At 63.5% G+C, this 25,667-nt stretch carries 22 protein-coding genes; 9 read left to right on the top strand and 13 right to left on the bottom strand.

Annotated features, from left to right (window positions below):
- Positions 1–47: 47 nt before the first annotated feature.
- From Q0687_RS09645 to Q0687_RS09655, 3 genes are read right to left on the bottom strand one after another with little or no spacing between them, the layout of a single operon-like run.
- Complete coding sequence (locus Q0687_RS09645; protein WP_298875136.1) at positions 48–779, bottom strand: ABC transporter ATP-binding protein; 732 nt, start codon at positions 777–779, stop codon at positions 48–50.
- The gene (locus tag Q0687_RS09650) at positions 776–2,545 is read right to left on the bottom strand and encodes a branched-chain amino acid ABC transporter ATP-binding protein/permease (protein ID WP_298875139.1); all 1,770 of its coding nucleotides are present in this window, start codon (positions 2,543–2,545) and stop codon (positions 776–778) included. The genes Q0687_RS09645 and Q0687_RS09650 overlap by 4 nt, the downstream gene beginning before the upstream one ends.
- Positions 2,546–2,550: 5 nt before the next feature.
- On the bottom strand, positions 2,551–3,591 hold the full coding sequence (locus tag Q0687_RS09655; RefSeq protein WP_298875142.1) for a branched-chain amino acid ABC transporter permease: 1,041 nt from the start codon (positions 3,589–3,591) through the stop codon (positions 2,551–2,553).
- Positions 3,592–3,767: 176 nt separating this feature from the next.
- Here Q0687_RS09655 and Q0687_RS09660 point away from each other — a divergent pair, with 176 nt between their 5' ends.
- From Q0687_RS09660 to nuoB, 8 genes are all read left to right on the top strand, one after another.
- Positions 3,768–4,301 (top strand): MarR family transcriptional regulator, encoded by a 534-nt coding sequence (locus Q0687_RS09660; RefSeq protein WP_298875145.1) that lies wholly within the window; start codon positions 3,768–3,770, stop codon positions 4,299–4,301.
- A 167-nt stretch (positions 4,302–4,468) separates the two neighbouring features.
- Positions 4,469–4,738, top strand: a complete 270-nt coding sequence (locus Q0687_RS09665) for a helix-turn-helix transcriptional regulator (protein WP_298875148.1) — start codon at positions 4,469–4,471, stop codon at positions 4,736–4,738.
- Between the two features lie 40 nt (positions 4,739–4,778).
- Entirely contained in the window at positions 4,779–6,779 is a 2,001-nt protein-coding gene (gene hyfB, locus Q0687_RS09670) for a hydrogenase 4 subunit B (RefSeq protein WP_298875151.1), read from the top strand.
- Positions 6,776–7,732, top strand: a complete 957-nt coding sequence (locus tag Q0687_RS09675; protein WP_298875153.1) for an NADH-quinone oxidoreductase subunit H — start codon at positions 6,776–6,778, stop codon at positions 7,730–7,732. The genes hyfB and Q0687_RS09675 overlap by 4 nt, the downstream gene beginning before the upstream one ends.
- A 2-nt stretch (positions 7,733–7,734) precedes the next feature.
- Positions 7,735–8,397 (top strand): hydrogenase-4 component E, encoded by a 663-nt coding sequence (locus Q0687_RS09680; RefSeq protein WP_298875155.1) that lies wholly within the window; start codon positions 7,735–7,737, stop codon positions 8,395–8,397.
- Positions 8,394–9,833: a hydrogenase 4 subunit F gene (locus Q0687_RS09685; protein ID WP_298875158.1), complete on the top strand. Its 1,440-nt coding sequence runs from the start codon at positions 8,394–8,396 to the stop codon at positions 9,831–9,833. Before Q0687_RS09680 ends, Q0687_RS09685 begins: the two co-directional genes overlap by 4 nt.
- Positions 9,834–9,836: 3 nt before the next feature.
- Positions 9,837–11,363, top strand: a complete 1,527-nt coding sequence (locus tag Q0687_RS09690; protein ID WP_298875161.1) for a hydrogenase expression protein HypE — start codon at positions 9,837–9,839, stop codon at positions 11,361–11,363.
- A 3-nt stretch (positions 11,364–11,366) separates the two neighbouring features.
- Positions 11,367–11,891: an NADH-quinone oxidoreductase subunit NuoB gene (gene nuoB, locus Q0687_RS09695; RefSeq protein WP_298875164.1), complete on the top strand. Its 525-nt coding sequence runs from the start codon at positions 11,367–11,369 to the stop codon at positions 11,889–11,891.
- Between the two features lie 34 nt (positions 11,892–11,925).
- On the opposite strand, the gene Q0687_RS09700 is transcribed toward nuoB, so the two are convergent.
- From Q0687_RS09700 to Q0687_RS09745, 10 genes are all read right to left on the bottom strand, one after another.
- Positions 11,926–13,209: a glycerate kinase gene (locus Q0687_RS09700; protein WP_298875167.1), complete on the bottom strand. Its 1,284-nt coding sequence runs from the start codon at positions 13,207–13,209 to the stop codon at positions 11,926–11,928.
- A 199-nt stretch (positions 13,210–13,408) separates the two neighbouring features.
- Positions 13,409–14,638: an ABC transporter substrate-binding protein gene (locus Q0687_RS09705; RefSeq protein WP_298875170.1), complete on the bottom strand. Its 1,230-nt coding sequence runs from the start codon at positions 14,636–14,638 to the stop codon at positions 13,409–13,411.
- 172 nt (positions 14,639–14,810) lie between these two features.
- Positions 14,811–16,040, bottom strand: coding sequence for an ABC transporter substrate-binding protein (locus tag Q0687_RS09710; protein ID WP_298875175.1), 1,230 nt, complete (start codon positions 16,038–16,040; stop codon positions 14,811–14,813).
- Positions 16,041–16,386: 346 nt separating this feature from the next.
- Complete coding sequence (locus tag Q0687_RS09715) at positions 16,387–17,637, bottom strand: ABC transporter substrate-binding protein (RefSeq protein ID WP_298875177.1); 1,251 nt, start codon at positions 17,635–17,637, stop codon at positions 16,387–16,389.
- Positions 17,638–17,757: 120 nt separating this feature from the next.
- Complete coding sequence (locus tag Q0687_RS09720; protein ID WP_298875178.1) at positions 17,758–18,987, bottom strand: ABC transporter substrate-binding protein; 1,230 nt, start codon at positions 18,985–18,987, stop codon at positions 17,758–17,760.
- A 40-nt stretch (positions 18,988–19,027) separates the two neighbouring features.
- Complete coding sequence (locus Q0687_RS09725; protein WP_298875180.1) at positions 19,028–20,044, bottom strand: branched-chain amino acid ABC transporter permease; 1,017 nt, start codon at positions 20,042–20,044, stop codon at positions 19,028–19,030.
- A 2-nt stretch (positions 20,045–20,046) separates the two neighbouring features.
- The gene (locus Q0687_RS09730; protein ID WP_298875183.1) at positions 20,047–20,925 is read right to left on the bottom strand and encodes a branched-chain amino acid ABC transporter permease; all 879 of its coding nucleotides are present in this window, start codon (positions 20,923–20,925) and stop codon (positions 20,047–20,049) included.
- Positions 20,926–20,937: 12 nt separating this feature from the next.
- Positions 20,938–21,651 carry an ABC transporter ATP-binding protein gene (locus Q0687_RS09735; RefSeq protein WP_298875186.1) on the bottom strand — a complete coding sequence of 238 codons (714 nt, stop codon included), beginning with the start codon at positions 21,649–21,651 and terminating at the stop codon, positions 20,938–20,940.
- Positions 21,648–22,445, bottom strand: coding sequence for an ABC transporter ATP-binding protein (locus tag Q0687_RS09740; protein WP_298875189.1), 798 nt, complete (start codon positions 22,443–22,445; stop codon positions 21,648–21,650). The genes Q0687_RS09735 and Q0687_RS09740 overlap by 4 nt, the downstream gene beginning before the upstream one ends.
- A 66-nt stretch (positions 22,446–22,511) precedes the next feature.
- Positions 22,512–23,378, bottom strand: a complete 867-nt coding sequence (locus Q0687_RS09745; RefSeq protein WP_298875190.1) for an IclR family transcriptional regulator — start codon at positions 23,376–23,378, stop codon at positions 22,512–22,514.
- Positions 23,379–23,508: 130 nt separating this feature from the next.
- Between Q0687_RS09745 and Q0687_RS09750 the strand changes: the two genes are divergently transcribed.
- Positions 23,509–25,605 carry a 3-hydroxyacyl-CoA dehydrogenase NAD-binding domain-containing protein gene (locus Q0687_RS09750; RefSeq protein WP_298875192.1) on the top strand — a complete coding sequence of 699 codons (2,097 nt, stop codon included), beginning with the start codon at positions 23,509–23,511 and terminating at the stop codon, positions 25,603–25,605.
- The last annotated feature ends 62 nt before the right edge of the window (positions 25,606–25,667 follow it).

The raw sequence follows: 25,667 nt of genomic DNA on the forward strand, positions 1-25,667 counted from the left end.
GAAAAGTGTGCAGCGGTTTTCCGGACAGATCATGCTCAAATAGCAAGCTAGATCGCGCTTTCGCCTTCGTGCTGGAAGCCGAGATAGCTCGCCGCCACCCGCTCGTTCGCCGCAATGTCGCTGGCCTTGCCGCTGAGCACGAACTCGCCGAGCTCCATCACATAGGCGTGGTCCGCGATCTTCAGCGCGGCCTGCGCGTTCTGCTCGACCAGCAGCACCGAGACGCCGCTGGCCTTGAGCTCGGTGACGATGCGGAAGATGTCGGCGACGATGATCGGCGCGAGGCCGAGGCTCGGCTCGTCCAGCATCAGCAATTTCGGCGCGCCCATTAGCGCACGCCCCATCGCCAGCATCTGCTGCTCGCCGCCGGACAAGGTGCCGGCGAGCTGCTTGCGCCGCTCCTTGAGGCGCGGAAACAGCGTGTAAATCCGCTCGATCGAGGCCTTGGCCCGGCTCTTCTCGATCCGGAAGGCGCCGAGCTCGAGATTGTCCTCGACATTCATGGTGACGAACAATTCGCGATGTTCAGGCACGAGACCGAGGCCCATCGCAACGCGGTCCTCGATGTCGAGCCGGGCAAGGTCCCGCCCGGCAAAGGTCACGCGGCCCTTCAGCGGCAGGATGCCCATGATCGCCGACAGCAGCGTGGTCTTCCCCGCGCCGTTGGCGCCGACGATGGTGACGATCTCGTTCTGGCCCACTTCGAGCCCAACCGAGCGCACGGCCTCGACCTTGCCATAGGCGACATGCGCGTCGGTGACTGACAACAGCGCGCTCATGCCGCCACTCCGAGATAGGCCTTGATCACTTCGGGATTGGTCTTGATCGTGGCAGGCGTGCCTTCCGCGATCTTGGTGCCGAAATCGAGCACCACGATGCGGTCGGCGAGGTTCATTACGAAGCCCATGTCGTGCTCGACCAGAAGGACGGACATGCCGCCGTCGCGCAAGTCGCGCAGCAGCTTGGCGAGCTGCTGCTTCTCCATGTGGCGCAGGCCCGCGGCGGGCTCGTCGAGCAGCAGCAGCATCGGGTCGACGCACAGCGCCCGCGCGATCTCGACGATGCGCTGCTGGCCGAGCGAGAGGCTGCCTGCGAGCTGATGCATCTGGTCCGCCAAACCGACGCGTTCGATCTGGCGGGCGGCTTCAGCCAGCAGTTTTGCCTCATCGGCGCGGTCGAGCCGCAGCATCGAAGACAGGGGTCCCGAATGGCCGCGCAGATGCGCGCCGATGGCGACGTTCTCCAGCACGGTCATATCGGGCACCAGCTTGACATGCTGAAACGTCCTGCTGATGCCGAGCTTGACGATCTCCTGCGGCGGCGCGCGATCGACCTTCTTGCCGAGCACCGAGATCGAGCCAGAGGTAGCCGACAGCACGCCGGTGATCAGGTTGAAGGTGGTGCTCTTGCCGGCGCCGTTCGGCCCGATCAGTGCGACGATCTCGCGGGCCTGGACGTCGAAGGAGACGTTGTTGACCGCAACCACGCCGCCGAACTGCTTTCGCGCTTTCTCGACCTGGAGCAGAACGCCGCCCTCACCGGATGCGCGCAGGCGCTGCTCCAGCTTCAGCGAGGCGTCGGGCTTCTTCCCGCCCGTGCGTTCAGGCAGGAACGACATCAGCCAGGGCCAGACGCCGCCGGGCGCAAGCTGGAGCAGCGCCACCAGCATGATGCCGAACACGATGGTCTCGACCTGACCCGAGCCGGGCAGGATCAGCGGCAGATAGCTCTGCAGCACCTCTTTCAGGATCACGACGATCGCCGCGCCCAGCACGCCGCCCCAGACATAGCCGGCGCCGCCAACCACCGCGATGAAGAGATATTCGATGCCGGCCTGCGCTCCGAACGGCGTCGGATTCACCGCGCGCTGGAGATGGGCGTAGAGCCAGCCGGAGAGGCCGGCGAGCACGGCGGCGTGGATGAAGACCAGCATCTTCGCCCGCGGCGTGTGCACGCCGAAAGCTTCGGCTGCGACATGGCCACGGCGCAGCGCGCGGATGGCGCGGCCGGTGCGGGAGTCCAGAAGGTTCATCGTCAGCAGCGCCGAGAGGATCACCGCGACCCAGATCGCAAAATAGATCGAGCCCGGCGAGAGCATCTTGAACGTGCCGATCGACAGTGGCGGGATCGCCGAGATGCCGTCGTTGCGCCCGAGGAATTCGAGCTTGCTGAACAGGTAGAACAGGCCGAGGCCCCAGGCCAGCGTGCCGAGCGGCAGATAATGGCCGGAGAGGCGGACGGTGACGAGGCCGAGCAGCACCGCCAGCAGACCGCTGACCAGCAGTGACAGCGGCAAGGTCAGCCAGGGCGACAGGCCGTACGCCGTCGTCAGTAGCGCCGTGGTGTAGGCGCCGAAGCCGACAAAGGCGGCCTGGCCGAACGAGGTGAGGCCGCCGACGCCGGTGAGCAGCACGAGGCCCATCGCGACCAGTGCCGAAAGGCCGATATTGTCGAGCAGCACGATCCAGAACGGCGGCATGCCCGGAATGAACGGGATCGCCGCCATGACAGTAGCGAAGACGAGGATGGGAAGCCGGCTTTGCATCGTGCTCAGTCCTTCTCTTCCTCGACCGCTGGCGCCGCAAGCGAGCGCAGCAGCAGCACGGGGATCAGGAGCATGAACACGATCACCTCCTTGTAGTTGGAGGCATAGAACGACGAGAACGCCTCGACGATGCCGACGAACAGGGCCGCGACCGCCGTGAGCGGATAGCTGACGAGGCCGCCGATGATCGCGGCGACAAAGCCCTTCAGGCCGATCAGGAAGCCACTGTCGTAATAGAGCGTCGTGATCGGCACGATCATGATGCCCGACAGCGCGCCGATGACGGAGGCCAGCAGGAAAGCGATCTGCCCCGACAGCGTGGTGCGGATGCCGGCGAGCCGGGCGCCCAGGCGATTGACGGCGGTGGCGCGTAGCGCCTTGCCATAGAGCGTCAAGCCGAAGAACAGCCAGAGCCCGACGATGAAGGCGATGGTGATGCCGTAGACCGTGAGGCTCTGGCCAGTGAAGCGCAGGGCGCCCGCGGTGAAAGAGCCAGAGAGCACCGCCGGTCCGCGCTGCCCCTCGGCGCCGAAGAACAACAGGCCGAGGCCTTGGAGTGCGAGGTGCGTGCCGACCGAGGCGATCAGCAGCACCAGCACCGAGGTGTGGGCCAGCGGCTGGAATGCGATGCGGTAGAGATAGAGGCCGATCATCGCGACGATCACCAGCGACAGCGCGATGCAGACTGCGACCGGCGGCTTTTGTGCCGCGAAGCTGATCGTCAGCGCCAGCACGATGGCCGGCAGCACCACATTGGCGAGGACGCTGCGCAGGATCAGCCGGCCGTGCAGCGCCTTGCGGGCCACGAACAGGTCGAAGGCGCAGGCCACGATGCCCATCGCCAGCGCCAACTTGGCCGTGCCCGGCATCTGGCCCGAGGCGAGCGAGGCATAAGTCAGCGCGCCATAGGTGACAAATTCGCCCTGGGGGATGAGGATGACGCGGGTGACGGCGAAGACCAGCACCAGCGCCAGGCCGAGCAGCGCATAGATCGCGCCATTGGTGATGCCGTCCTGCAGCAGGAACAGCATGATAGTGGTGTTCAAGACCGGACGCTCCCCCTTGATTAGGGACCGGGCTCCGCAATTGCGGTGGATGGTCCCCTCACAGCCATTGAAATACGCTGACGATATTTGATATGGTCCATAACAATTATCAAATATAACATCAAGGGCGGGCGAACGACCCGACCCGAATTTAGCGGGATTACGAGCACGAGGCGATGACCGTTTCCAAAACCGCTGAAAAGTCCTCCGAAAAGGCGTCCGACGCGACCAAGGGCCGCAAGGACGCCCCCGAGGGGCAAAGTCAAGGTCCTGCCGAAGCCCTCCAGCTCGGCGAGCTCTCCGAACAGCTCGGCTACGTGTTGAAGCGGGCGCAACTCAAGGTGTTCGAGAACTTCCTGCGCTGCATGGCCTCGCTCCAACTGACGCCGGCGCAGTTCTCGGTGCTGCTGCTGGTCGAAAAGAACCCCGGTCGTAACCAGACCGAGATCGCCTCCACCCTCGGCATCCTCCGGCCGAACTTCGTCGCCCTGCTCGACAATCTCGAGAGCCGCGACCTCTGCGCCCGGATCCGCTCCACCAACGACCGCCGCTCGCACATCCTGGTCCTGACCGACAAGGGCAAGGCCGTGCTGACCCGGGCGAAAAAGCTCGTCGCGACCAAGCACGAGTCGCGGCTGAAGGAGCTGCTGGGGCAGTCGAACCGCGAAGCCCTACTCGAGATGCTCTCGAAGATTGCCAACGAATTTTGAGGCGAACAGGGCGCGCCCTCGGACCTGATGGTGGCGAAGTGCGAGGGCCCAAGTTTCCGAGAACGCGAAACGGAATGACGCGCTGCATATGCAAAATGATGCTTGAAACATCATTTTGCATGCCTTAAGCTCGCTCAATCACTGTAACTGCCACGGACATTCGCCCCGTGATCACCGCCGCGCAGCTTCGGGCCGCCCGTGCCTTGCTCAGGATTGACCAGCGCGAACTCGCGCAACGGTGTTCGCTGTCGCTGCCAACGATCCAGCGCATGGAGGCCTCTGAAGGCGTCATCCGCGGCAATGTCGATTCCCTGGTGAAGCTGGTCGAGGCGCTGTCGGTTGCCGGCATCGAACTGATCGCCGAGGGCGCGGTGTCGGGCTCCGGGGGCCGCGGTGTGCGGCTGAAGTCTCCACCCCCGAGCGCAGGCGGCCAATAGCGATGACGACGGGAGCGCAAATCATCATCGAGGAGTGGCCATGATCGCCGTGGCGTTATGGTCAGTGGCGGTCCTGCTGGCGCTGGCGCTTGCGGGAGTCGTGCTGTCGACGCGCCCGCGCGGCTCGGTCATCCTTTACGGCGGATGCCTGCTCACCACATCGACGCTCTGTGTCACGGCGCTGGCGCATCTGCTTTATTTCCCTCAGATGACGCCGAGCGCGACACTGCCGATCGGCCTGCCCTGGCTCGGTGCCCATTTCCGGCTCGATGCCCTGTCCGCCTTTTTCCTCGTCGTCGTCAATCTCGGCGGCGCGGCGGCGAGCCTGTTCGCGGTGGGCTATGGGAGCCACGAGGAGTCGCCCGGCCGCGTGCTGCCGTTCTATCCTGCCTATCTCGCCGGCATGAACACCGTCGTGCTGGCCAACGACGCCTTCAGCTTTCTGGTCGCCTGGGAATTCATGTCACTGACCTCTTGGGCGCTTGTCGTGTCGCATCACCGCGAGGCCGAGAACGTTCGCGCCGGCTATGTCTATCTGCTGATGGCAAGCTTCGGCACGCTGACGCTGTTGCTCGCCTTCGGCCTGCTGGCAAGCGGCGCCGGTTACGATTTCGACGCGATCCGCGCCTCGCATCCGTCCGCGGCGCTGGCCGGAACGGTGATGATCCTCGCGTTGCTGGGCGCCGGCTCCAAGGCGGGCCTGGTGCCTCTGCATGCCTGGCTGCCGCTCGCCCATCCCGCCGCGCCCAGCCACGTCTCCGGCCTGATGAGCGGCGTTATGACCAAGGTCGCGGTCTACGGCTTCGTCCGCATCGTGTTCGACCTGCTGCCGGAGCCGGTCTGGTGGTGGAGCGTGGTGGTGCTCTTGGTCGGGGGGCCGACCGCGACGCTGGGGGTGCTCTATGCACTCATGCAGCGCGACATCAAGCGCCTGCTCGCTTATTCGACCATCGAGAATATCGGAATCATCTTCACCGGCCTTGGGCTAGCGCTCGCCTTCAAGGCGCAGGGGCTCGATTGGGTCGCCGCGCTCGCCCTCACTGCGGCGCTGCTGCACGTTTTCAATCACGCGCTGTTCAAGAGCCTGCTGTTCTTCGGCGCCGGTGCGGTGCTGGAAGTCACCGGCGAGCGCGACATGGAGAAGCTCGGCGGGCTGATCCATCGCATGCCGAAGACGGCGTTCGTCATGCTGGTCGGTTGCGTCGCGATCTCGGCCTTGCCGCCGTTCAATGGCTTCGTTTCGGAATGGTTGACCTTTCAGGCCATCCTGCTCTCGCCGCAACTGCCGAACTGGGGATTGAAGCTGATCGTCCCTGCGGTCGGCGGACTGCTGGCGCTGGCCGCTGCCTTCGCCGCCGCTTGTTTCGTCAAACTCTACGGCATTAGCTTTCTCGGCCGTCCCCGTTCGGACGTCGCCGCATCCGCGCACGAGACGGATCGCTTCTCGCTCGTAGCGATGTTCGCGCTCGCCGCTCTCTGTCTCGTCGCCGGCATCCTGCCCGGCCTCTTCATCGACGCGCTCGCGCCGGTGAGCAAGGCCATGGTCGGCAACGTCATGCCGCACCAGACCGGACTGGATTGGATGACGATCGTGCCGATCGCGGAGAGCCGCAGCTCCTATAACGGCCTCTTGGTGCTGCTGTTCGTGGCGCTCAGCGGCATGGCCGCAGCCTCCGCCATTCATCGCCTGGCGTCCGATCGCCTGCGTCGCGCACCCGCCTGGGACTGCGGCTATCCGGATCCGAACCCCGCGATTCAGTACTCCGCATCCAGCTTCTCGCAGCCGATCCGCCGCGTGTTCGGCAGCGTGATTTTCGCTGCGCGCGAGATCGGCGAGATGCCGCCGCCCTTGTCGCCTGCGCCGGCCCGGCTCGCCGTCGATATGCGCGACCTGATCTGGGATGTGCTCTACGCGCCGATCGCCAAGGTGGTCGGCGTTGTGACCGAGCGCATCAATATGCTGCAATTCCTCACCATCCGCAGCTATCTGACGCTCGTCTTCGCCGCGTTGATCGTGCTGCTCCTGGTGGTGGCGCTATGACCGCGCTTCGCGATATGCTCTCGCAAGGCGTCCAGATGTGCCTCGTGCTATTGCTTGCGCCATTGCTCACCGGCTTCGTCCGCAAGGTGAAGGCGCGGCTGTTGCGCCGGCGCGGTCCGCCGCTCTTGCAGCCGTATCGCGATCTTGTCCGCCTGATGCGCAAGGACGTCGTGCTGGCGGACAACGCCTCCTGGCTGTTCCGCGTCATTCCCTATCTGATGTTCGCGGGCACCTGGGTCGCGGCCTCGCTGGTGCCGACCTTCGGCAACGGGCTCCTGTTCTCCTGGACCGCCGACCTCATTGCCATCATTGCACTGCTCGGCAGCGCGCGTTTCTTCCAGGCACTCGCCGGCATGGACGTCGGCACCGCCTTCGGCGGCATCGGCTCCAGCCGCGAGGTGATGATCGCCTCGCTCGCCGAGCCTGCGATGCTGATCACCGTCTTCTCCGTCGCGATGATCGCGGGCTCGACCCAGCTCTCCTACGTCGCCGAGTTCATGAACTCGGACGCGGTCGGCCTGCGCGTGTCGCTTGGCATGGCCTTCGTCGCGCTGACCATCGTGGCGTTGGCGGAGAATGCCCGTATTCCCGTCGACAATCCGGCGACTCATCTCGAACTCACCATGGTGCACGAGGCGATGGTCCTGGAATATTCCGGGCGACATCTCGCGCTGGTCGACCTGTCGTCGCAACTCAAGCTCCTGCTCTATGTTTCCCTGATCGCCTGCGTGTTCCTGCCCTGGGGCACGGCGGCCGCGGATGCAGGTGTGGCGAGGTTGGGTGTTGGTGCGCTGATCTATGTTGGCAAGCTCGTGGTCCTCGGTTTCCTGCTTGCCTTGTTCGAGACGTCGATCGCCAAGATGCGGGTATTCAGGATCCCTGAGTTCCTGGGCGCGGCGCTGATGCTGGCGCTGCTCGCCACCCTGTTACGCTTCGTGTCCGGGAGCCTCTAGCGATGAGCAGCCTTCAATTCGATATCGCCCATCTGCTTGCCGGTTCCCTGGTCCTGGCCAGTTTCATGATGCTCTACCAGGACCGGCTCTATGCGCTACTCAACGTCTATGCGCTGCACGCCGGTGTGCTGGCGCTGTCGGTCGCCTGGCAGGCCTATGTGCAGCACGCGCCACATCTCTACGTCACGGCGCTGATCGCGCTGGTCTTCAAGGCCATCATCATCCCTGTGGCGCTGCATCGGATCATCAGACGGCTTGGCATACACCGCGAGATCGAGAACGTGATCGGCGTGGGCCTGACCATGATGGCCGGCATCGGCCTCGTTGCCCTGGCGATGGTGGTGATGCTGCGGGTTACCTCGGGTGCCGACGCCCTGGCGCGCGAGGATCTCGCCTTCGCGCTCTCCGTGGTGCTCCTTGGACTGCTGATCATGGTGACGCGGCGTAACGCGGTGAGCCAGGTGGTCGGCTTCATGTCGCTGGAGAACGGACTGGTGTTGGCGGCAACCGGCGCCAAGGGGATGCCGCTGGTGGTCGAGATCAGCGTCGCCTTCTCGGTGCTGATCGCCTTCATCGTGATCGGCATTTTCCTGTTCCGCATCCGTGAACGTTTTGACAGCGTGGACGTGCAGGCGCTCGATCGCTTCAGGGGAGAGCGGCGATGACGATCGATGCGCTCGAGGCGATCCTGCTGATCCCGGCCTTCTCGGCCGCGCTGCTCGCGATCCTGCCCGGCTATCCGTTGACGGCGAAGCTCAACGTCGTTGCCGCGCTCGCGACCTTCCTCACCTCGCTGCTGCTGTTCGTGATCGAGCCGACATCGGGGCAATATCTGCTGCTTGACGACCTCAACAAGGTCTTCATCGTACTGACGACCTTCGTCGGTTTCACGGCATCGGTGTTCAGTGCGAGCTACATCCACCACGAGATCGAGATCGGACGGCTGACGCCGGCCTTCCTGCGCTTCTATCACGCGATGTACCAGGTGCTGATGTTCGCGATGAATCTGGCGCTCATCGCCAACAATATCGGCCTGATGTGGGTCGCGGTCGAGATGGCGACGCTGACGACCGTGCTGATGGTCGGCATCTACCGCACCCACGAGGCGCTGGAAGCCGCCTGGAAATACTTCATTCTCGGCAGCGTCGGCATCGCGCTGGCGCTGTTCGGCACGATCCTCGTCTATATGGCGGCGCGCCCCGTGGTTGGCGAGGGAATGGACGGCATGGTGTGGACGGTGCTGGTAAAGCACGCCGCGCAGTTCGACCCGGCGCTGCTCAACGTCGCCTTCGTCTTTCTTCTGCTTGGCTACGGCACCAAGGTCGGCCTCGCACCGCTGCACGCCTGGCTGCCGGATGCGCATGCCGAGGGCCCGACGCCGATCTCGGCGGTGCTGTCCGGGCTGTTGCTTAATGTCGCGCTCTATGCGCTCCTGCGCTTCAAGCTGATGCTCGCGGTCAACCCCGCGGCGATCACGCCCGGGCCGCTGATGGTGACCATGGGCCTGATCTCGGTGATCTTCGCCGCGCTGATGCTGTACCGGCGCCGCGACATCAAGCGGATGTTCGCCTATTCCTCGATCGAGCATATGGGCATCATCGTCTTCGCCTTCGGCATGGGCGGGCCACTCGCGAACTTCGCGGGACTGTTGCACATGACCATGCATTCGCTGACCAAGTCGGCTATCTTCTTCGCGGTGGGCCATATCGCACAGGTCAAGAGCACACAGAAGATCGCCGATATCGGCGGGCTCACGGTGACCAATCCCGCGCTGGGCTGGAGCCTGATGCTCGGGGTCATCGCCATCGTCGGGCTGCCGCCGCTCGGTATCTTCATGAGCGAGTTTCTGGTGGTGAGCTCGACCTTCGCCCGCGCGCCCTGGCTGACGGTGATCCTGGTGCTCGGCATCATCATCGCGCTCGGCGGACTTTTCCTGCGGATCGGCCCGGTGATGTTTGGCGAGCCCAAGGGCAACACCGCGCCCGCGGAAGCTTCTTACGTGCCGATGTTCACGCACCTCGGATTGGTGCTGATGGCCGGCATCTATCTGCCGCCGGTGCTGGTCAACAGCTTCCAGAACGTCGCGAAGCTCCTGGGGTAGACGATGAGCATCCTCGACAGCATTCCCCATGTCACTGCGGAGGTGCAGCACCGGCCTTGGCCGCGCGCAGTCGTGACGGAGGCGGGCTGGCAGGCGGCGATCGATCGATTGGTCGAGGGAGGCCTCACACTGCTTGGCTTCTGGGGTGAGCCGACCGCGGTGCATATGGCGATGCTAGATGGAGGCTCCGCCGAGATCGCGGTGGTTACGTACGAGTGTCTGGCGGGCACATTTCCAAGCGTCGCCAGCCGTCATCCGCCGGCCCTTCGGCTGGAGCGTACGATCCACGATCTGTTCGGGCTTGTTCCTGCAGTCGCTGACGATCTGCGGCCAGATCTGCGGCCTTGGCTCGATCACTATGTCTGGGGCAAATCCTATCCGCTCTCCGGCCGCGACGCATCGCGCGACGTGCGGCCATACCAGTTCCTGCCGGCCGAGGGCGAGGCATTGCACCAGGTGGCGGTCGGTCCCGTCCATGCCGGGATCATCGAGCCGGGTCATTTCCGCTTCACTGCTAACGGTGAGCACGTGGTCCGGCTCGAGCAATGGCTCGGTTATACGCACAAGGGCATCGAATCGCTGATGCAGGGCGCAAGCCTGGAGGTTGCTGCGAAGCTCGCCAACCGCACCTCCGGCGACAGCGCCGCCGCCTATGCGTTCGCTTTTGCTTGTGCCGTGGAAGCGGCGCTGCAGATCGTGGCGCCGAGGCAGGCGAGCCTTTTGCGGGCGCTGATGGCTGAATTGGAGCGGCTCGCCAATCATTTCGGCGACATCGGCGCGATCTGCAACGACGCCTCCTTCGCGCTGATGCATGCCCAGACCGGAATTTTGCGTGAGCGCTGCTTGCGCGCCGCGAACGATGCGTTCGGCCATCGCCTGATGATGGACGTCATCGTGCCCGGCGGCGTGTCGCGCAACATCGCACCGGACGGCGTTGCGGCGATACAAGTGCTGCTTGCGGAGATACGGAAGGTGTTTCCGCGCCTGATCGAGCTCTATGACAACACGGCGTCCTTGCAGGATCGCACCGTCACCACTGGCATCGTGAAGGCGGAATATGCGCGCCAGTTCGGCGCCGGCGGTTATGTCGGCCGCGCCTCCGACCGCGATTTCGATGCACGGCAAGCGATTGCCTATGCGCCCTACAATGCATTGTCGTTCGAAGTGCCGGTCCTGCAGGCCGGCGACGTGAACGCACGGGTCTGGATCCGAATCCGCGAGGTCGAGCAGAGCGTCGCGTTGATCGAACAGATCCTCCAACGACTTGGGCCGGGAGGGCTCGAAACCGCATTGCCTCCCCGGATCGGTCGCGGCGCCTGCGAAGGTATGGCGCTGATCGAGGCCTTCCGCGGTGACGTTCTGGTGTGGTTGCGGCTCGATGGCGAGTTGCGCGTCGAACGCTGCCATTTGCGCGATGCCTCGTGGTTCCAGTGGCCGCTGCTGGAGACCGCGATCGAGGGCAACATTATCGCCGACTTCCCGATCTGCAATAAGTCGTTCAACTGTTCGTATTCGGGCGTGGACCTCTAACCCATGCGCAAGACCTTGCTCGAAAGTTTCACCCATGGCTCGCTGACCGAGCCCGCGCCGGCGCCGGACGGCTCGGCGCTGGCGGAGCTTGCAGCGAAAGTCGACCGCGCCGCCCAGGCCAGGCTCGGGCGTTCTCTTGCCATTCGCGAGGTCGATGCCGGGTCCTGCAACGGCTGCGAACTGGAGATCCACGCGCTGTCCAATGCCTTCTACGACATCGAACGTTTCGGCCTCCACTTCGTCGCCTCGCCGCGCCATGCCGACGTGCTGCTGGTCACGGGTCCCGTGACCAAGAACATGCGCCAGGCGCTGGAGCGAACGTACCACGCGACGCCCGATCCGAAATGGGTGGTCGCCGTTGGCGGATGCGCGATCGATGGCGGCATTTTTCGAGGCAGCTACGCCTGCGTCGGTGGCGTATCCGAGGCCGTTCCGGTGGATTTGCACATCAAGGGCTGCCCGCCGTCGCCGACGGACTTATTGAAGGGCTTGCTCGCGCTGCTCGAGCACGTTAGCGCCAAGCGGTAAGGGGGAGCGCCGAGGCTCACTCCACCAAAGAGGCTCAATCCACCAAGATCACCCTGATGTCGTTCACATTGGTCAGCGTCGGGCCGGGCTGCAGCAGATCGCCGGTCGCCTCGAAGAATGTCGTCGCGTCATTGTTGTCCAGATACGCCTGCGGCTGAAGTCCTTGCGCCTTCATCTTCGCAAACGTCGCCGCATCGATCAGCGCGCCGGCGGGATCGGTGGGATGGCCGGCACCGCCGTCGGCGCCGTCGGTGTCGCCGGCGAGCGCCGCGATGTCGGGCGTGTCCTTCAACAGGGCGGCGAGCGCCAGCGCGTATTCCTGGTTGGGGCCGCCGCGCCCCTGGCCGCGCACGGTGACCGTGAGCTCGCCGCCGGAGAGGATGGCCACACGCTTGCCTTGCGCGCGGGCGGCAAGCGCGAGCTTGGCGTGATCGGCCGCGACCTCGCGCGCCTCGCCCTCGAGATCGGCGCCGAGATCGATGGTCTCGTAGCCGGCCTCCTTGGCAAGTTTCACCGCGGCATCGAGCGACTGCTTGGGACGTGCGATCAGCTCGAACGAGGCGCGCGCGAAGGCCGCGTCACCAGGCTTGGCGCTTTCGTTGGCGGGATCGTCGAGCGCGCGGGCTACGGCATCGTCGATGGCAAGCTTGTATTTCGAGACGATCGCGCGCGCATCCGCAAGCGTGGTCGGATCCGGCACGGTCGGGCCCGAGGCGATTGCGGAGGGATCGTCATGCGGCACGTCCGATATCGCGAGCGTGACGATCGCGGCGGCATTCTGGCCGGCGCGCGCGAGACGTCCGCCCTTGATGCGCGAGAGATGCTTGCGCACGGTGTTCATCTCGCCGATCGGTGCGCCCGAACGCAGCAGCGCCTTGTTGACCGCCTGCTTCTGCGCAAAGCTGATGCCGTCCACCGGTGCGATCCAGTTCGCCGAACCGCCGCCGGTGAGCAGGACCAGCAGCAGATCGTCAGGGCCGGCCTCGCCCGCGAGCGCGAGCGTGTCGGCCGCGCCCTTGAGGCCGGCCTCGTCGGGCACGGGATGGCCGGCCTCGACCACGCGGATGCGGCGCGTCGGCACGCCGTAGCCGTGGCGTGTCGTGGCAATGCCGACAAGGCGTTCCGGCGCGAGCTTGAGCGTATCGAGATAGTGTCGCTCCGCGGCCGCAGCCATCGCGGCGGCGCCTTTGCCGGCGGCAAGGCAGATCACGCGCCCCTTCGGCGCCGCAGCTAAGTGCGGCGCCAGGATCGTGCTCGGATGAGCGGCGGCAACGGCGGCATCATAGAGCGCGCGGAGCAGGGGGCGTCGGTCGGTCATGACGATGGCTTTCGGCTAACTCTTGAGCAGACTAAAGCTGTGGCGAGGACGTCGCCATGCCCTGCCTAGCGCATCGGGCGCGAAAGGGTAAGCAGCCTTTACCATCATTCGATTGTGCAATCGCGTAATGATATCAGGCAAAGCAAAACCCCCTGCGATCATCTCGCAGGGGGTGGTGTCGTCGCATATTATATTGCTTTTAACCGCCGACGTCGCCGCTCAGGACGTCGCCGAACAGATCCCACTTCTCGCCCTTGAACCGCTCGAGCTGGAGCTGGCTGATCGGGGCAAAGTCGGTCGGTGAGGTGTTGATCTGGATGCCGGGCAGCAGCACCTCGGTGCGGAAGTCCTTCAGGTTCGCGGCCTGCTTCATGATGTTCTCGCGCGTGAGATCATCGCCGCACTGCTTCAGGATCTGGATCAGGGTCTGCGCCACGCCGTAGCCGACGATGGTGCCGTGGTCCAGCTTGTCGCCTTCGGGGAAGTATTTATCCATGAAAGCGAGGAAGTCCTTCATGCCGGGATCGTTCTTCCACTGCGGGTCCGACACGTCCTTCAGATAATCGGCGGAGATGATGTCCTGCGCATTCTCGAAGCCTGCAGGCTTGAGCACGCTGCCGACCGAGCCGGAGACGTTGTTGAGGAAGTGCAGCGGCTTCCAGCCGACTTCGGCGATCTTCTTGATCGCCTGCGCCGCAAATTTCGGCGTCGTGATGTTCATGAAGACGTCGGCGCCGGTCGCCTTCAGACTGACGATGTGGCTGTCGATGGTCGGCTCCGAGGTCTCGTAGCTTTCCTCGGCAACGATCATCGAGGCGGCCTTCGCGCCGAGGCCGTCTTTCAGGCCCTTGAGATAGTCCTTGCCGTAATCGTCGTTCTGGAACAGCACGGCGATCTTGGCGTCCGGCTTGTTCTTCAAGAGCCACTTCGCATAGATCTGCGTTTCGCTCTGGTAATTGGGCTGCCAGCCCATGGTCCAGGGGAAGTTCTTCGGATCGTTCCACTTGGTGGCGCCGGTCGCGACCAGGAGCTGCGGCACCTTCTTCGAGTTCATGTATTTGTGGATCGCCGAGTTCGGCGGCGTGCCGAGCGAGTTGAAGATGAACAGCACTTCGTCGCTTTCGACCAGCTTGCGAGCCTGCTCGACCGTCTTCGGCGGCGAATAGGCATCGTCGTAGGAGATGAAGTTGATCTTGCGGCCGTTGATGCCGCCTTCCTCGTTGATCTTCTTGAAATAGGCGGCTTCGGTCCGCCCGATGATGCCGTAGGCGGAAGCCGGTCCGCTGTAGGGCATGATGTTGCCGACCTTGATCTCGGTGTCGGTCGCGCCGGTGTCGTATTTCTTCTGGGCCGATGCGATGGAGGTCGAGGCCGCAATGAGCGCGAGTGCCAATGATGCGACTGCAAGCTTGCCGGTGACAGCGGGCATTCCAATCTCCCTATTTTTCTTGGTGTGTGTGCGCTCCTTTTTCTTGGCTTGATTGTTTTTGGGCCGCGCGGCTGCAATTCAATACGATTTAGCCGTTCCCTTCAAGAAGAAGCCCCTGCGACATGGTCGCGGGGGCTGCTCCTTTAGTAGTCATTGAGGGGCCCGGGGGGCCTCAGCCGCTGACGTCGCCGCTGATCACCTTGCCGAACAGCTCCCAGCTACTGCCCTTGAACCGCACCAATTGCAGTTGCGAAATGGGGGCAAAATCAGTCGGGCTGGTGTTGATCTCCACGCCGGGCAATAGCCCGGCGACCCTGGAATTCCGCAGGTTCGCCGCCTGCTTCATGACGTTCTCGCGCGTCAGGTCGTCTCCGCACTGCTTCAGCACCTGGACCAGGCTCTGGGAAACCGCATAACCGTACATCACGTTCGCATCGGTACGGTTGGCCTCGGGATAGTACTTGTCCAGGAACTCGTTCCACGCCTTCAAGTCGGCATCGTTCTTCCATTGCGGATCGGTCGGATCCTTCAAATAGTAAGACGAAATGATGCCCTGCGAGGCGTCGATGCCGGCCGGCTTGATCGTGGCGCCGATCGACGAACTGACGTTGTTGAGGAAGTGGGTCGGCTTCCATTCGATCTCGGCCATTTTCTTGATCGCCTGCGCGGCAAACTTCGGAATTGACGCGTCGAAGAATACGTCGGCTCCGGAGGCCTTCAGCTTGAGGATGTGCGAATCGATGGTCGGCTCGGTCGTCTCGTAGCTTTCCTCGGCGACGATCATCGAGGTGGCTTTGGCGCCAAGCCCGTCCTTCAGACCCTTCAGGTAGTCCTTCCCGTAGTCGTCGTTCTGGTAGAGCACGGCGATCTTGGCATTCGGGATGTTCTCGAGGATGTACTTCGCGTAGATACGTGCCTCGCTCTGGTAGTTGGGTTGCCAGCCCATGGTCCAGGGGAATTCCCTGGGATCGTTCCATTTGGTGGCGCCGGTGGCGACGAAGAGCTGCGGCACCTTCTTCGTGTTCATGTATTTGTGGATGGCGGAGTTCGGCGGGGTGCCGAGCGAGTTGAAGATGAACAGCACCTCGTCGCTCTCGACCAGCTTGCGCGCCTGCTCCACCGTCTTCGGCGGGCTATAGCCGTCATCGTAGGAGATGAAGTTGATCTTGCGGCCGTTGATGCCGCCTTCTGCGTTGATCTTGTTGAAATAGGCAGCCTCGGTCTTGCCAATCACGCTGTAGGAGGACGCCGGCCCGCTATACGGCATGATGTTGCCGATCTTGATTTCGGTGTCGGTGGCGCCGACGTCGTATTTCTTCTGCGCAAGTGCAGCCGTGGATAGCGTTGCAGCTAGCATGAGGGCAGCCGAGAAGGCTCCCCATCGCACGTGGACGGAAGGCATGTTGATCTCCCTAGATCTGGTTGAATGTGTCTATTTTTGCTAATTGGGAGCACGTTGCGGCTCCATCTGCATTCAATACCCTTCCTGGATTCCCGGCAAGGAACAGCGCCGTGAGAAGGCGTCGCGTCGGGGCATCTTTAGTCTGATGCGCGCGGACCGGCGTGAGGGTGCGAGAGGTCGACGTCAGCCCTGCCAGAGGAAGCGCCGGCGGAGATGTCGGCGAGCCGCTCTCAATTGACGACTCAGGGGGTCTTTAAGAATGCTGCCGAATTTTCCGGCGAGTGAGGCGCTTGTGCGACCTTAGGGGAAGATCAGTTGTAATTGAGCTTTGGATCAAGATGGATTTCTAGTTGCGCAACTTGGGTGCGCCCTGCTCGTTGCCGTCGCTCGAGATGATGTCGCCGAACAATTCCCAGGCCTTGCCCTTGAAACGCATCATCTGAAGCTGCTCGATCGGGGCGAAATCGTCGGGCGCAGTGTTGATCTTGATGCCGGGCAGCAGCGTATCGGGCGCGAAGTCCTTCAGCGAAGCGGCCTGCTTCATGACGTTGTCGCGGGTGAGGTCGTCGCCGCACATCTGCAGCACCTTCACCATGGTCTGCGCGGCGGCATAGCCGAACGCGACGGCGGCATCGAGCTTGTTCGCTTTCGGGTCAAACTGCGCGACGAATTCGTAAAACTTCTTCATGCCGTCATCGGCATTCCATTGCGGATCGGAGCCGTCCTTGAGATAGCTCGCCGACAGAATGCCTTGCGAGATCTCGAAGCCCGCCGGCTCGATGACGCCGCCGACGGAAGCCGAGACGTTGGAGATGATGTGCATCGGATGCCAGGTGATCTCGGCCGCCTTCTTGATCGCCTGGGCCGCGAATTTCGGCGTGGTGATGCTGACGAGGACGTCGGCGCCTGAGGCCTTCAGCTTTACGACGTGCTCGTCGACCGCGGGCTCGGAGGTGTCGTAGGACTCCTCCAGCACGATCATCGAGGCCTTGGCGCCCAGGCCTTCCTTCAGTCCGTTCAGATAGTCCTTGCCGAAATCGTCGTTCTGGTAGAGCACGCCGATCTTCGCGTCCGGCTTTTCCTTCATGATGTACTTGGCGTAGATCTTCGCCTCGCTCGCGTAGCTCGGCTGCCAGCCCATGGTCCAGGGATATTGCTTCGGGTCGTTCCACTTGGACGCGCCGCTGGCCACGAACAATTGCGGCACCTTCTTCTCGTTCATGTATTTGCGAATCGCGCCGTTGGTGGAGGTGCCGAGCGAGCCGAAGATCAACAGCACGTTGTCGCTTTCGACCAGCTTGCGGGCTTGCTCCACCGTCTTCGGCGGCGAATAGGCGTCGTCGTACGAGATGAATTTGATCTTGCGGCCGTTGATGCCGCCCTCGGCATTGACCTTGTTGAAATAGGCCTCTTCGGCCTTGCCGATCACGGCATAGGCAGAGGCCGGGCCGCTATAGGGCATGATGTTGCCGATCTTGATTTCGGTGTCGGAGGCGCCGCTGTCGTAGGACTTCTGTGCCAGCGCGGGATTGCTCATCGCAGCGCACAACGCGAATGCGGCCCAAATCACCGCAACCTGAAATCGAACGACGGCCATTTCACTCCTGCCTCACCTGGATCGGCGTCGCATTGAACAAGATTGATCTCCGGCGTCAACAAAAAGCCCCCGCGATTGCTCGCGGGGGCCTTCGTCAGTTTGGATGATTGCAATGAGGCGCTATTCCGGGGCCACGTCGCCGCTCAGGATGTCGCCGAATTGTTCCCACTTCTCGCCCTTGAACCGCTGCATCTGCAACTGGCTGATCGGGGCGAAGTCGCTCGGTCCGGTGTTGATCTTGACGCCGGGCAAGAGCGTATCCGGCGTAAAATCCTTCAGGCTCGCCGCCTGCTTCATCAGATTGGCGCGGGTGAGGTCGTCACCGCATTGTTCCAGCGCCTTGACCAGCGTCTGTGCGGCACCGTAGCCATAGACGATGCTGGAGTCGGTCTTGTCGGCGCCGGGCATGTACTTGTCGAGGAACTCGACCCACTTCTTCATGCCGGCATCGTCAGCCCAGCGCGGATCGGCGCCGTCCTTGGCGTAAGCCGCCGACAGCACGTTCTGGGAGGCCTCGAAACCTGCCGGCTTCATCACGCTGCCGACCGAGGCCGACACGTTGGTGATGATCTGCAGCGGCTTCCAGCCGAGCTCGGCGGTCTTCTTGATGGTCTGGGCGCCGAATTTCGGCGTCGTGTAGATCAGCAGCACATCGGGATTGGCGGCCTTGATCTTGACGATGTGGCCGTCGATCGACGGCTCGGAGACCTCATAGCTTTCCTCCATGATGATCGTCGAGGAAGCCTTGGCGCCGAAACCGTCCTTGGTGCCCTTGAGGTAGTCTTTGCCGAAATCGTCGTTCTGATAGAGGATCGCGACCTTGGCGTCGGGCTTCTCCTTCATCAGCCATTTCGCATAGATCTGCGCTTCGCTCTGGTAGGAGGGCTGCCAGCCCATGGTCCAGGGGAAGTTCTTCGGGTCGTTCCACTTGGTGGCGCCGGTGGCGACGAACAGTTGCGGGATCTTCTTGGCGTTGAGGTATTTCTGGATCGCGCTGTTCGAAGGCGTGCCGAGCGGGTTGAACACCGCGAGCACCTCGTCGCTCTCGACCAGCTTGCGGACCTGCTCCACGGCCTTCGGCGGCGAATAGCCGTCGTCATAGGTCACGTAGACGATCTTGCGGCCGTTGATGCCGCCCTTGTCGTTGATCATCTTGAAATAGGCTTCTTCGGTCTTGCCGATCACGCCATAGGCCGATGCCGGACCGCTGTACGGCATGATGTTGCCGATCTTGATCTCGGTATCGGTCGCGCCGGTGTCGTATTTCTTCTGGGCGAAGGCAGCGGTGGAGGCGAGTGTGGCGACCGCCGTTACGAGTGCGGCGGTTCGCAGTGTTCTTACGAAAGGCAATTCGGTCTCCTTGGTTGAAACGACAGTCTTGGTGATGAGGTCAGTTCTTTCTGAGCCTGCCTGCAAATTGCTGGCCCAGGATGGCGACCTGCCTTGCGCCATGCGGCACGAGGTAGATGACGAGGAACAACAGCACGCCGAACACGGCGCCGGAGAGGCCCTTGGAGATACCCTCGGCGATGTTGGGCACGAAGATGATGAAGGCAGCACCGACGATCGAGCCGGGCAGCCAGCCGACGCCGCCGACGACCATGCCGAGGAACAGCTGGATCGCGAGCGTGATGGTGAAGCTGTCGGGTGCGACGAACTGCACCGCGATGGCGCTGAGGCCGCCGGCAACGCCGGTGATGCCGGCGGAGACGCCGAAGGCGAGCGTCTTGTAGAGCGCGACATTGACGCCCATGGCGGAGGCCGCGATCTCGTTGTCGCGGATCGCCATGAAGGCGCGCCCCGAGCGGGAACGCAGCAAGTTGACCGAGAAGACGTAGATCGCGAGCACGACGACGAGCGTGAAGTAATAGAGCCACATGTCCTGCGACATCTTCAGCCCGAACGGTGCGTCCGGCTTGGTGACGACGAGTCCCTGCACGCCGCCGGTCCACGGCTCGAGGAAGTTCAGCTTGAGCAGCTGCGGCATCGCGGTGGCGAGCGCGAAGGTCGCCAGCGCGAGATAGACGCCGGAGAGCCGCAGCGCCGGCTGACCGAACAGGAAACCCACGCCGAAGCAAAGGACGCCTGCGACCGGCAGGCAGAGGAAGTAGGGGATGTTGAACTGCTCCATCATCACCGCGGTGATGTAGGCGCCGATGCCGTAGAACGCGCTCTGGCCGAGCGAGAACTGGCCGCTTCCGCCGGTCAGGATATTCAGCGCCAGCACCGCGAGGCCCAGATAGAGCAGCTGAGTCAGCTGGAAGATCACGAAATTCTTCGCGAACACCGGCACCACGAGGAGGAGCAGCAGCACCACCACCGATGTGCCGGTGCCCAGCGTCATGGCTCGCTTCGGCACGGCCTCGACGGCCGGGGCTTCCGTGACGACGTCTTCGACAGCGCTCATGATCAAACTCGCTTGACGATGTGCCGGCCGAACAGGCCAGCGGGTTTGACGACCAGGACGGAGATGATCAGCGCGAGCGCGATCGGGAGTTTCAGCTCGTTGCCGACGCCGGGAATGTAGGTGCCGGCGAGATTCTCGAAAATGCCCATGAGGAAACCGCCGACCACGGCGCCAAGCGGGCTGGTCAGCCCGCCGAGCACCGCCGCGGCGAAGCCGTAGATCAGTACGCCGCCCATCATGTTGGGCTCGAGGAACACGACGGGAGCGATCAGCATGCCGGCGATTGCACCGATCGCGGACGCCATGCCCCAGCCCAGCGCGATCATCCAGGACGTGTTGATGCCGACCAGGCGCGCCGATTCAGGCACTGAGGCGGCCGCGCGCATGGCGAGGCCGATCCGCGTATACTGAAAGAAGAAGTAGAGTCCGACCAGCATCAGCAAGGTGACGCCGATCATCCCGGCCTGGTGGGTCGAGATCAGCTGGCTTCCCAGGAACGGCGACGAGCCGAACGGGGTCGGATATTGCTTGATGGTGAAGTCCCAGATCAGGCCGGCTGAGGAGTTGATGATCGCAAACAGCGCGATGAAGCCGGCGACGTTGGTCAGGACAGGCGCCTTCGCCAGCGGCTTGAACAGGATGCGCTCGATGGCGATGCCGCCGACAAAAGCGAGGACCAGCGTGATCGCGAACGCACCCCAATAGGGCACGCCCCATTGCATCAGCTGCCAGGAGATGAAAGTCGCGAACATCGCCATCTCGCCTTGCGCGAAGTTGAGATGGTCGATGGCCTGGTAGATCATGACCACCGCGAGCGCCATGCAGGCGTAGATCGCGCCCGTGGCAATCCCGGCCAGGACCTGGTTGGTAAACAGTTCCATCGTGCCGGCTCCTCAGTAACCCAGATAGGATTTGCGGATTTCTTCGTTGTTGGCGATGTCCTTGGCATTGCCGGACATCACGATACGTCCGGTCTCGATCACATAGGCCTGGTCGGCCAGCTCGAGCGCGAGCTGGGCGTTCTGCTCGACCACCAGGATCGACACCTTGTCCTCGCGGTTGATCTTGCCGAGGATGCCGAACAGGTCGCGCACGACGAGTGGCGCAAGTCCAAAGGACGGCTCGTCCAGCAGCATCAGCCGCGGCCGCAGCATCAGCGCGCGCGCGACCGCGAGCATCTGCTGCTCGCCGCCGGAGAGCGTGCCGGCCTGCTGGGTGTGGCGCTGCTTCAAGACAGGGAAATGCGCATACATGCGCTCGATGTCCGAGACGATGCCGGCATTGTCCTTGCGGGTGATGGCCCCGAGCTGGAGATTCTCCTCCACCGTCATGGTGGTGAAGGTGCCGCGGCCCTGCGGCACATGGGCGATGCCGAAGCGGACGATGCTCTCGGTCGAGCGGTTGTTCAGCGGCTTGCCGTCGAACTCGATGCCGCCGGTGGAGCGCACCATGTTGCAGATCGCGCGCAGCGTCGTGGTCTTGCCGGCGCCGTTGGCTCCCAGCAGCGTCGTCAGCGAGCCCTCGTTGAGCGAGAAGGTGAGGCCATGGAGCGCCTGGACCTGGCCGTAATAGGCGCGTAGGTCCTTGACGTTGAGCAGAACAGTCATTGGTCCTTGCTCCCGAGATAGGCCTTGATGACGTCGGGGTCCGCTTGCACCTGGGCGGGTGTGCCTTCCGCGAGCTTCTTGCCGAAATTCAGCGCGACGACGTGGTCGGCGATCGACATCACGAGGCCCATATGGTGCTCGACCAGCAGCACGGTCATGTGGCGCTCGTCGCGGATTTTGCGGATGAGGTCGCCGAGGACGTGGACCTCTTCGTGGTTGAGGCCGCCGGCGGGCTCGTCGAGCAGCAGGATCTTCGGGTCGGCCGCGAGCGCCCGCGCCAGTTCGACGCGCTTCTGCGTGCCGAACGGCAGGCCGGAGACGGTGGTGTGGGCGACCTCCTCGAGATCGAGATAGGCGAGGATCTCGTGCACCTTCTTGTTCACGCTGCTTTCGCCGCGGCGAATCCAGGCGAGGCGCAGCGAGTCGCTGATGATGTCGGAGGATGTGCGGGCATGGGTGCCGACGCGGACATTGTCCATCACCGACAGGTTCGGAAACAGCGCCACGTTCTGGAAGGTACGGCCGATGCCGATCTCGGCGATCCGGTGCGGCGGCCGCGTCAGGATGCTGGCGCCTTCCATCAGGATGTCGCCTGACGACGGCTGGTACAGGCGGGACAGGCAATTGAACAGCGTGGTCTTGCCGGCGCCGTTGGGGCCGATCAATCCGAGGATCTGTCCCTTGTGCATGTCAAAGGACACGCCGTTAAGCGCGACGATGCCGCCGAACACGACGCTGACGTCGCGAACGGCGAGCAGAGGCGATGTCCCCTGCGCGAGCTGTGCCTGCGTCATCTCGTCTCGCCCACACCATTCAGTGGGCGAAGGGGCGATACGAACCGCTCCCTGAATTGACAAAGGCTATCTGATCCCCTCGGCCACACGCGCAACTTTCCCTCCTGGTTTCAGCTTTTTGCTGTCGTCTTTTTTGGATAGCGACATCAGACCCCCCAGTGCCGCTTCGATGTTCCTTACCATCGCCAGCAGACGCGGTCCAATGTCGTTGATCAATCGGTCTTCCGTGAAGCGGAATGCGGGCGCGCCACAATTGAACGCGTAAGGTCCGGTTCCGTCATTGAGCTTGAGCGCGACGCCGGCCGCGCCGATGTCGTCGTGCCAGTCGCCGACCGAGATCGCAAAGCCATGCTTGGCGACCATCTCGCCGGAACGCTCCAGCCCGTCGCGCATCTTTGGCCAGCGGCTGCCGTAATGTTCGCGCAGGACGCGGGACAGTTCGGCGCGCTCTTCCTCGCCCAGCGCCCAGAAATAGGCGCGGCCCATCGCGGTGGTTGCAATCGGGACGCGCGAGCCGACGTCAAGTTGAACGCCGACGGTCTCGCTGCCGCGGCTCTGCCCGAAATAGATCATGCTGTGACGGTCGCGGCCGCCGATCGCGACGGCACCCCCGGTCGCACGCATCATGTCTTCGCGGAACGGCTCGGACAAATGCCGAACGCCGAGATTGGCGAGCGCGGCGTAACCCAGCGCCATCGCGGCCGGCGCCAGTTGATATTTCTCGAAACGGGGAACCGGCGTCAGATAACCGAGCTTCGTCAACGTGTAGGTCAGCCGCGAAACCGTCGGCTTCGGCAGGTTGGTGCGGGCGGCAATCTCCTGATTGCCGAGAAGTCCGTCGCTCGGTTGGAAAGCTCGCAATACGTCAAGCCCGCGGGAAAGCGCGACGACGAAATTCCGGTCGGTCGCAGTCTTCTTTCCTGTACGCTTCATCCCTGATCTGCTCTTGCGCGGAGTCGTTGACAACGTCCGTGCTTCAAAATAACCCTGCCGTCAAGATGCGGAATTAAATTCCGCACCGCGAAATCGACAAAAGTATATATCCCCACCAAGGAGGGAAACCGTGAGCGAAGTGGTCAAGCTTGAGCGTCATGATGAAGTCGGGATCGTCACGGTCAACAGCCCTCCGGTCAATGCGCTGAGTGCCGCAGTCCGCGGTGGTATCCTGGAGTGTGTCAAGGCCGCGATCGCCGATCCCGCCATCAAGGGCATCGTACTGACCTGCGCCGGGCGCACCTTCATTGCCGGGGCCGACATCACCGAATTCGGCAAGCCGCCGAAGCCGCCCGCGCTCAACGACGTGCTGTCCGAGATCGAGAATTCGCCCAAGCCGGTCGTTGCTGCGATCCACGGCAACGCGCTCGGCGGCGGCCTCGAAGTCGCGCTCGCCTGTCATTTCCGCGTCGCGGTCAAGGAAGCCAGGCTCGGCCTGCCCGAAGTGAAGCTCGGCCTGTTGCCGGGCGCCGGCGGCACCCAGCGCCTGCCGCGCGCGGTCGGTCCCGAGCTCGCGGTCAAGATGATCGTCGGCGGGGATCCCATCGGTGCTGCGGAAGCGCTGAAGAACGGTCTGATCGAGGAGATCGTCGAAGGCCCGGCCTCCGGCGGCGAGGCCTTTGTGCGAAAACTGCTGGCCGAGAAGCGTCCACTGCGCCGCCTGCGCGACGATGATTCCAAGATCGCGGCGGCCAAGGCCGATCGCTCGATCTTCACCAACGCCGTTGCCGCGATGACCAAGAAGTCGCGCGGCCTGGAAGCGCCGTTCGCGGCGGCCGATGCCGTCGGCTACGCCATCGACCTGCCGTTCGACGAAGGTCTGAAGAAGGAGCGCGAGGGCTTTCTCAAGCTCGTCGCCAGCGACCAGTCCAAGGCGCAGCGCTACGCCTTCTTCGCCGAGCGCGAGGCCAACAAGATCGCAGGCGTGCCTGAAGGCACCAAGTCGCGGCCCGTTAACCGTGTTGCCATTCTGGGCGCCGGCACTATGGGCGGCGGCATCGCGATGTCGTTTGCAAACGCGGGTGTTCCCGTCACCCTGATCGAAACCGGCGAGGAGCAGCTCAAGCGCGGCATGGGCATCATGCAGAAGAACTGGGAAGCGACCGCCGCGCGCGGTGGCATCCCGGCGGATGCACCGGCCAAGCGCATGGCGCTGATCAACGGCGTCGTCGGGATCGAGAATGTCGGCGATGCCGACCTCGTCATCGAAGCCGTGTTCGAGACCATGGCGGTGAAGAAGGAAGTGTTCGGCAAGCTCGACCAGTACGCCAAGCCGGGCGCGGTGCTTGCGTCCAACACCTCGTATCTCAACATCGACGAGATTGCGAAGGCGACCAAGCGTCCGCAGGACGTGCTCGGCATGCACTTCTTCTCGCCCGCCAACGTCATGAAGCTCTGCGAGATCGTCCGCGCCGACAAGACCGCGCCGGATGCGTTGGTGACCGCGGTGAGCATCGCCCGCAAGATCGCAAAGGTGCCGGCGGTGGTCGGCGTCTGCGACGGCTTTGTCGGTAACCGCATGCTGGCCCAGCGCGGCAAGCAGTCCGAGAAGCTCCTGTTCGAAGGTGCGTTGCCGCAGCAGGTCGATGCTGTGGTTACAAAATTCGGCATGCCGATGGGGCCGTTCGCGATGGGCGATCTCGCCGGCCTCGACATCGGCTGGCGCTCGCGCAAGGACCGCGGCATCAAGTCGGAGATCGCGGACGCGCTGTGCGAAGCCGGGCGTTTCGGTCAGAAGACCGGCAAGGGCTACTACAAATATGAGCAAGGCTCGCGCGCGCCGCTGCCCGATCCGGAGGTCGAGAAGCTGATCGACGAGACACTGCTCCGTCTCGGCCGCAAGAAGCGGATCGTTAGCGACGACGAGATCCTCGAGCGCATGATGTATCCGATGATCAACGAGGGCGCGAAGATCCTCGAAGAGGGCATCGCGGCCCGCCCGTCCGACATCGACGTGGTCTGGCTCTATGGCTATGGCTGGCCGATCTATCGCGGCGGCCCGATGTTCTGGGCCGACACCGTCGGCCTCAAGCACATTGCCGATCGTCTCTCCTATTACGCCAAGGAGACCAACGACCCGAGCCTCGAGCCCGCCCCTCTGCTGAAAAGGCTCGCGGCCGAAGGCAAGACCTTCGCCTCGCTCGCGGCCGAGTCGAAGGCGGCTTGATGGTTGGCGTCATTCCGGGGCGATGCGCAGCATCGAACTATGGTGCGCAATTGCGCACCTGA

It is taken from the genome of uncultured Bradyrhizobium sp. (assembly GCF_936928535.1).
Taxonomy (GTDB): Bacteria; Pseudomonadota; Alphaproteobacteria; order Rhizobiales; family Xanthobacteraceae; genus Bradyrhizobium.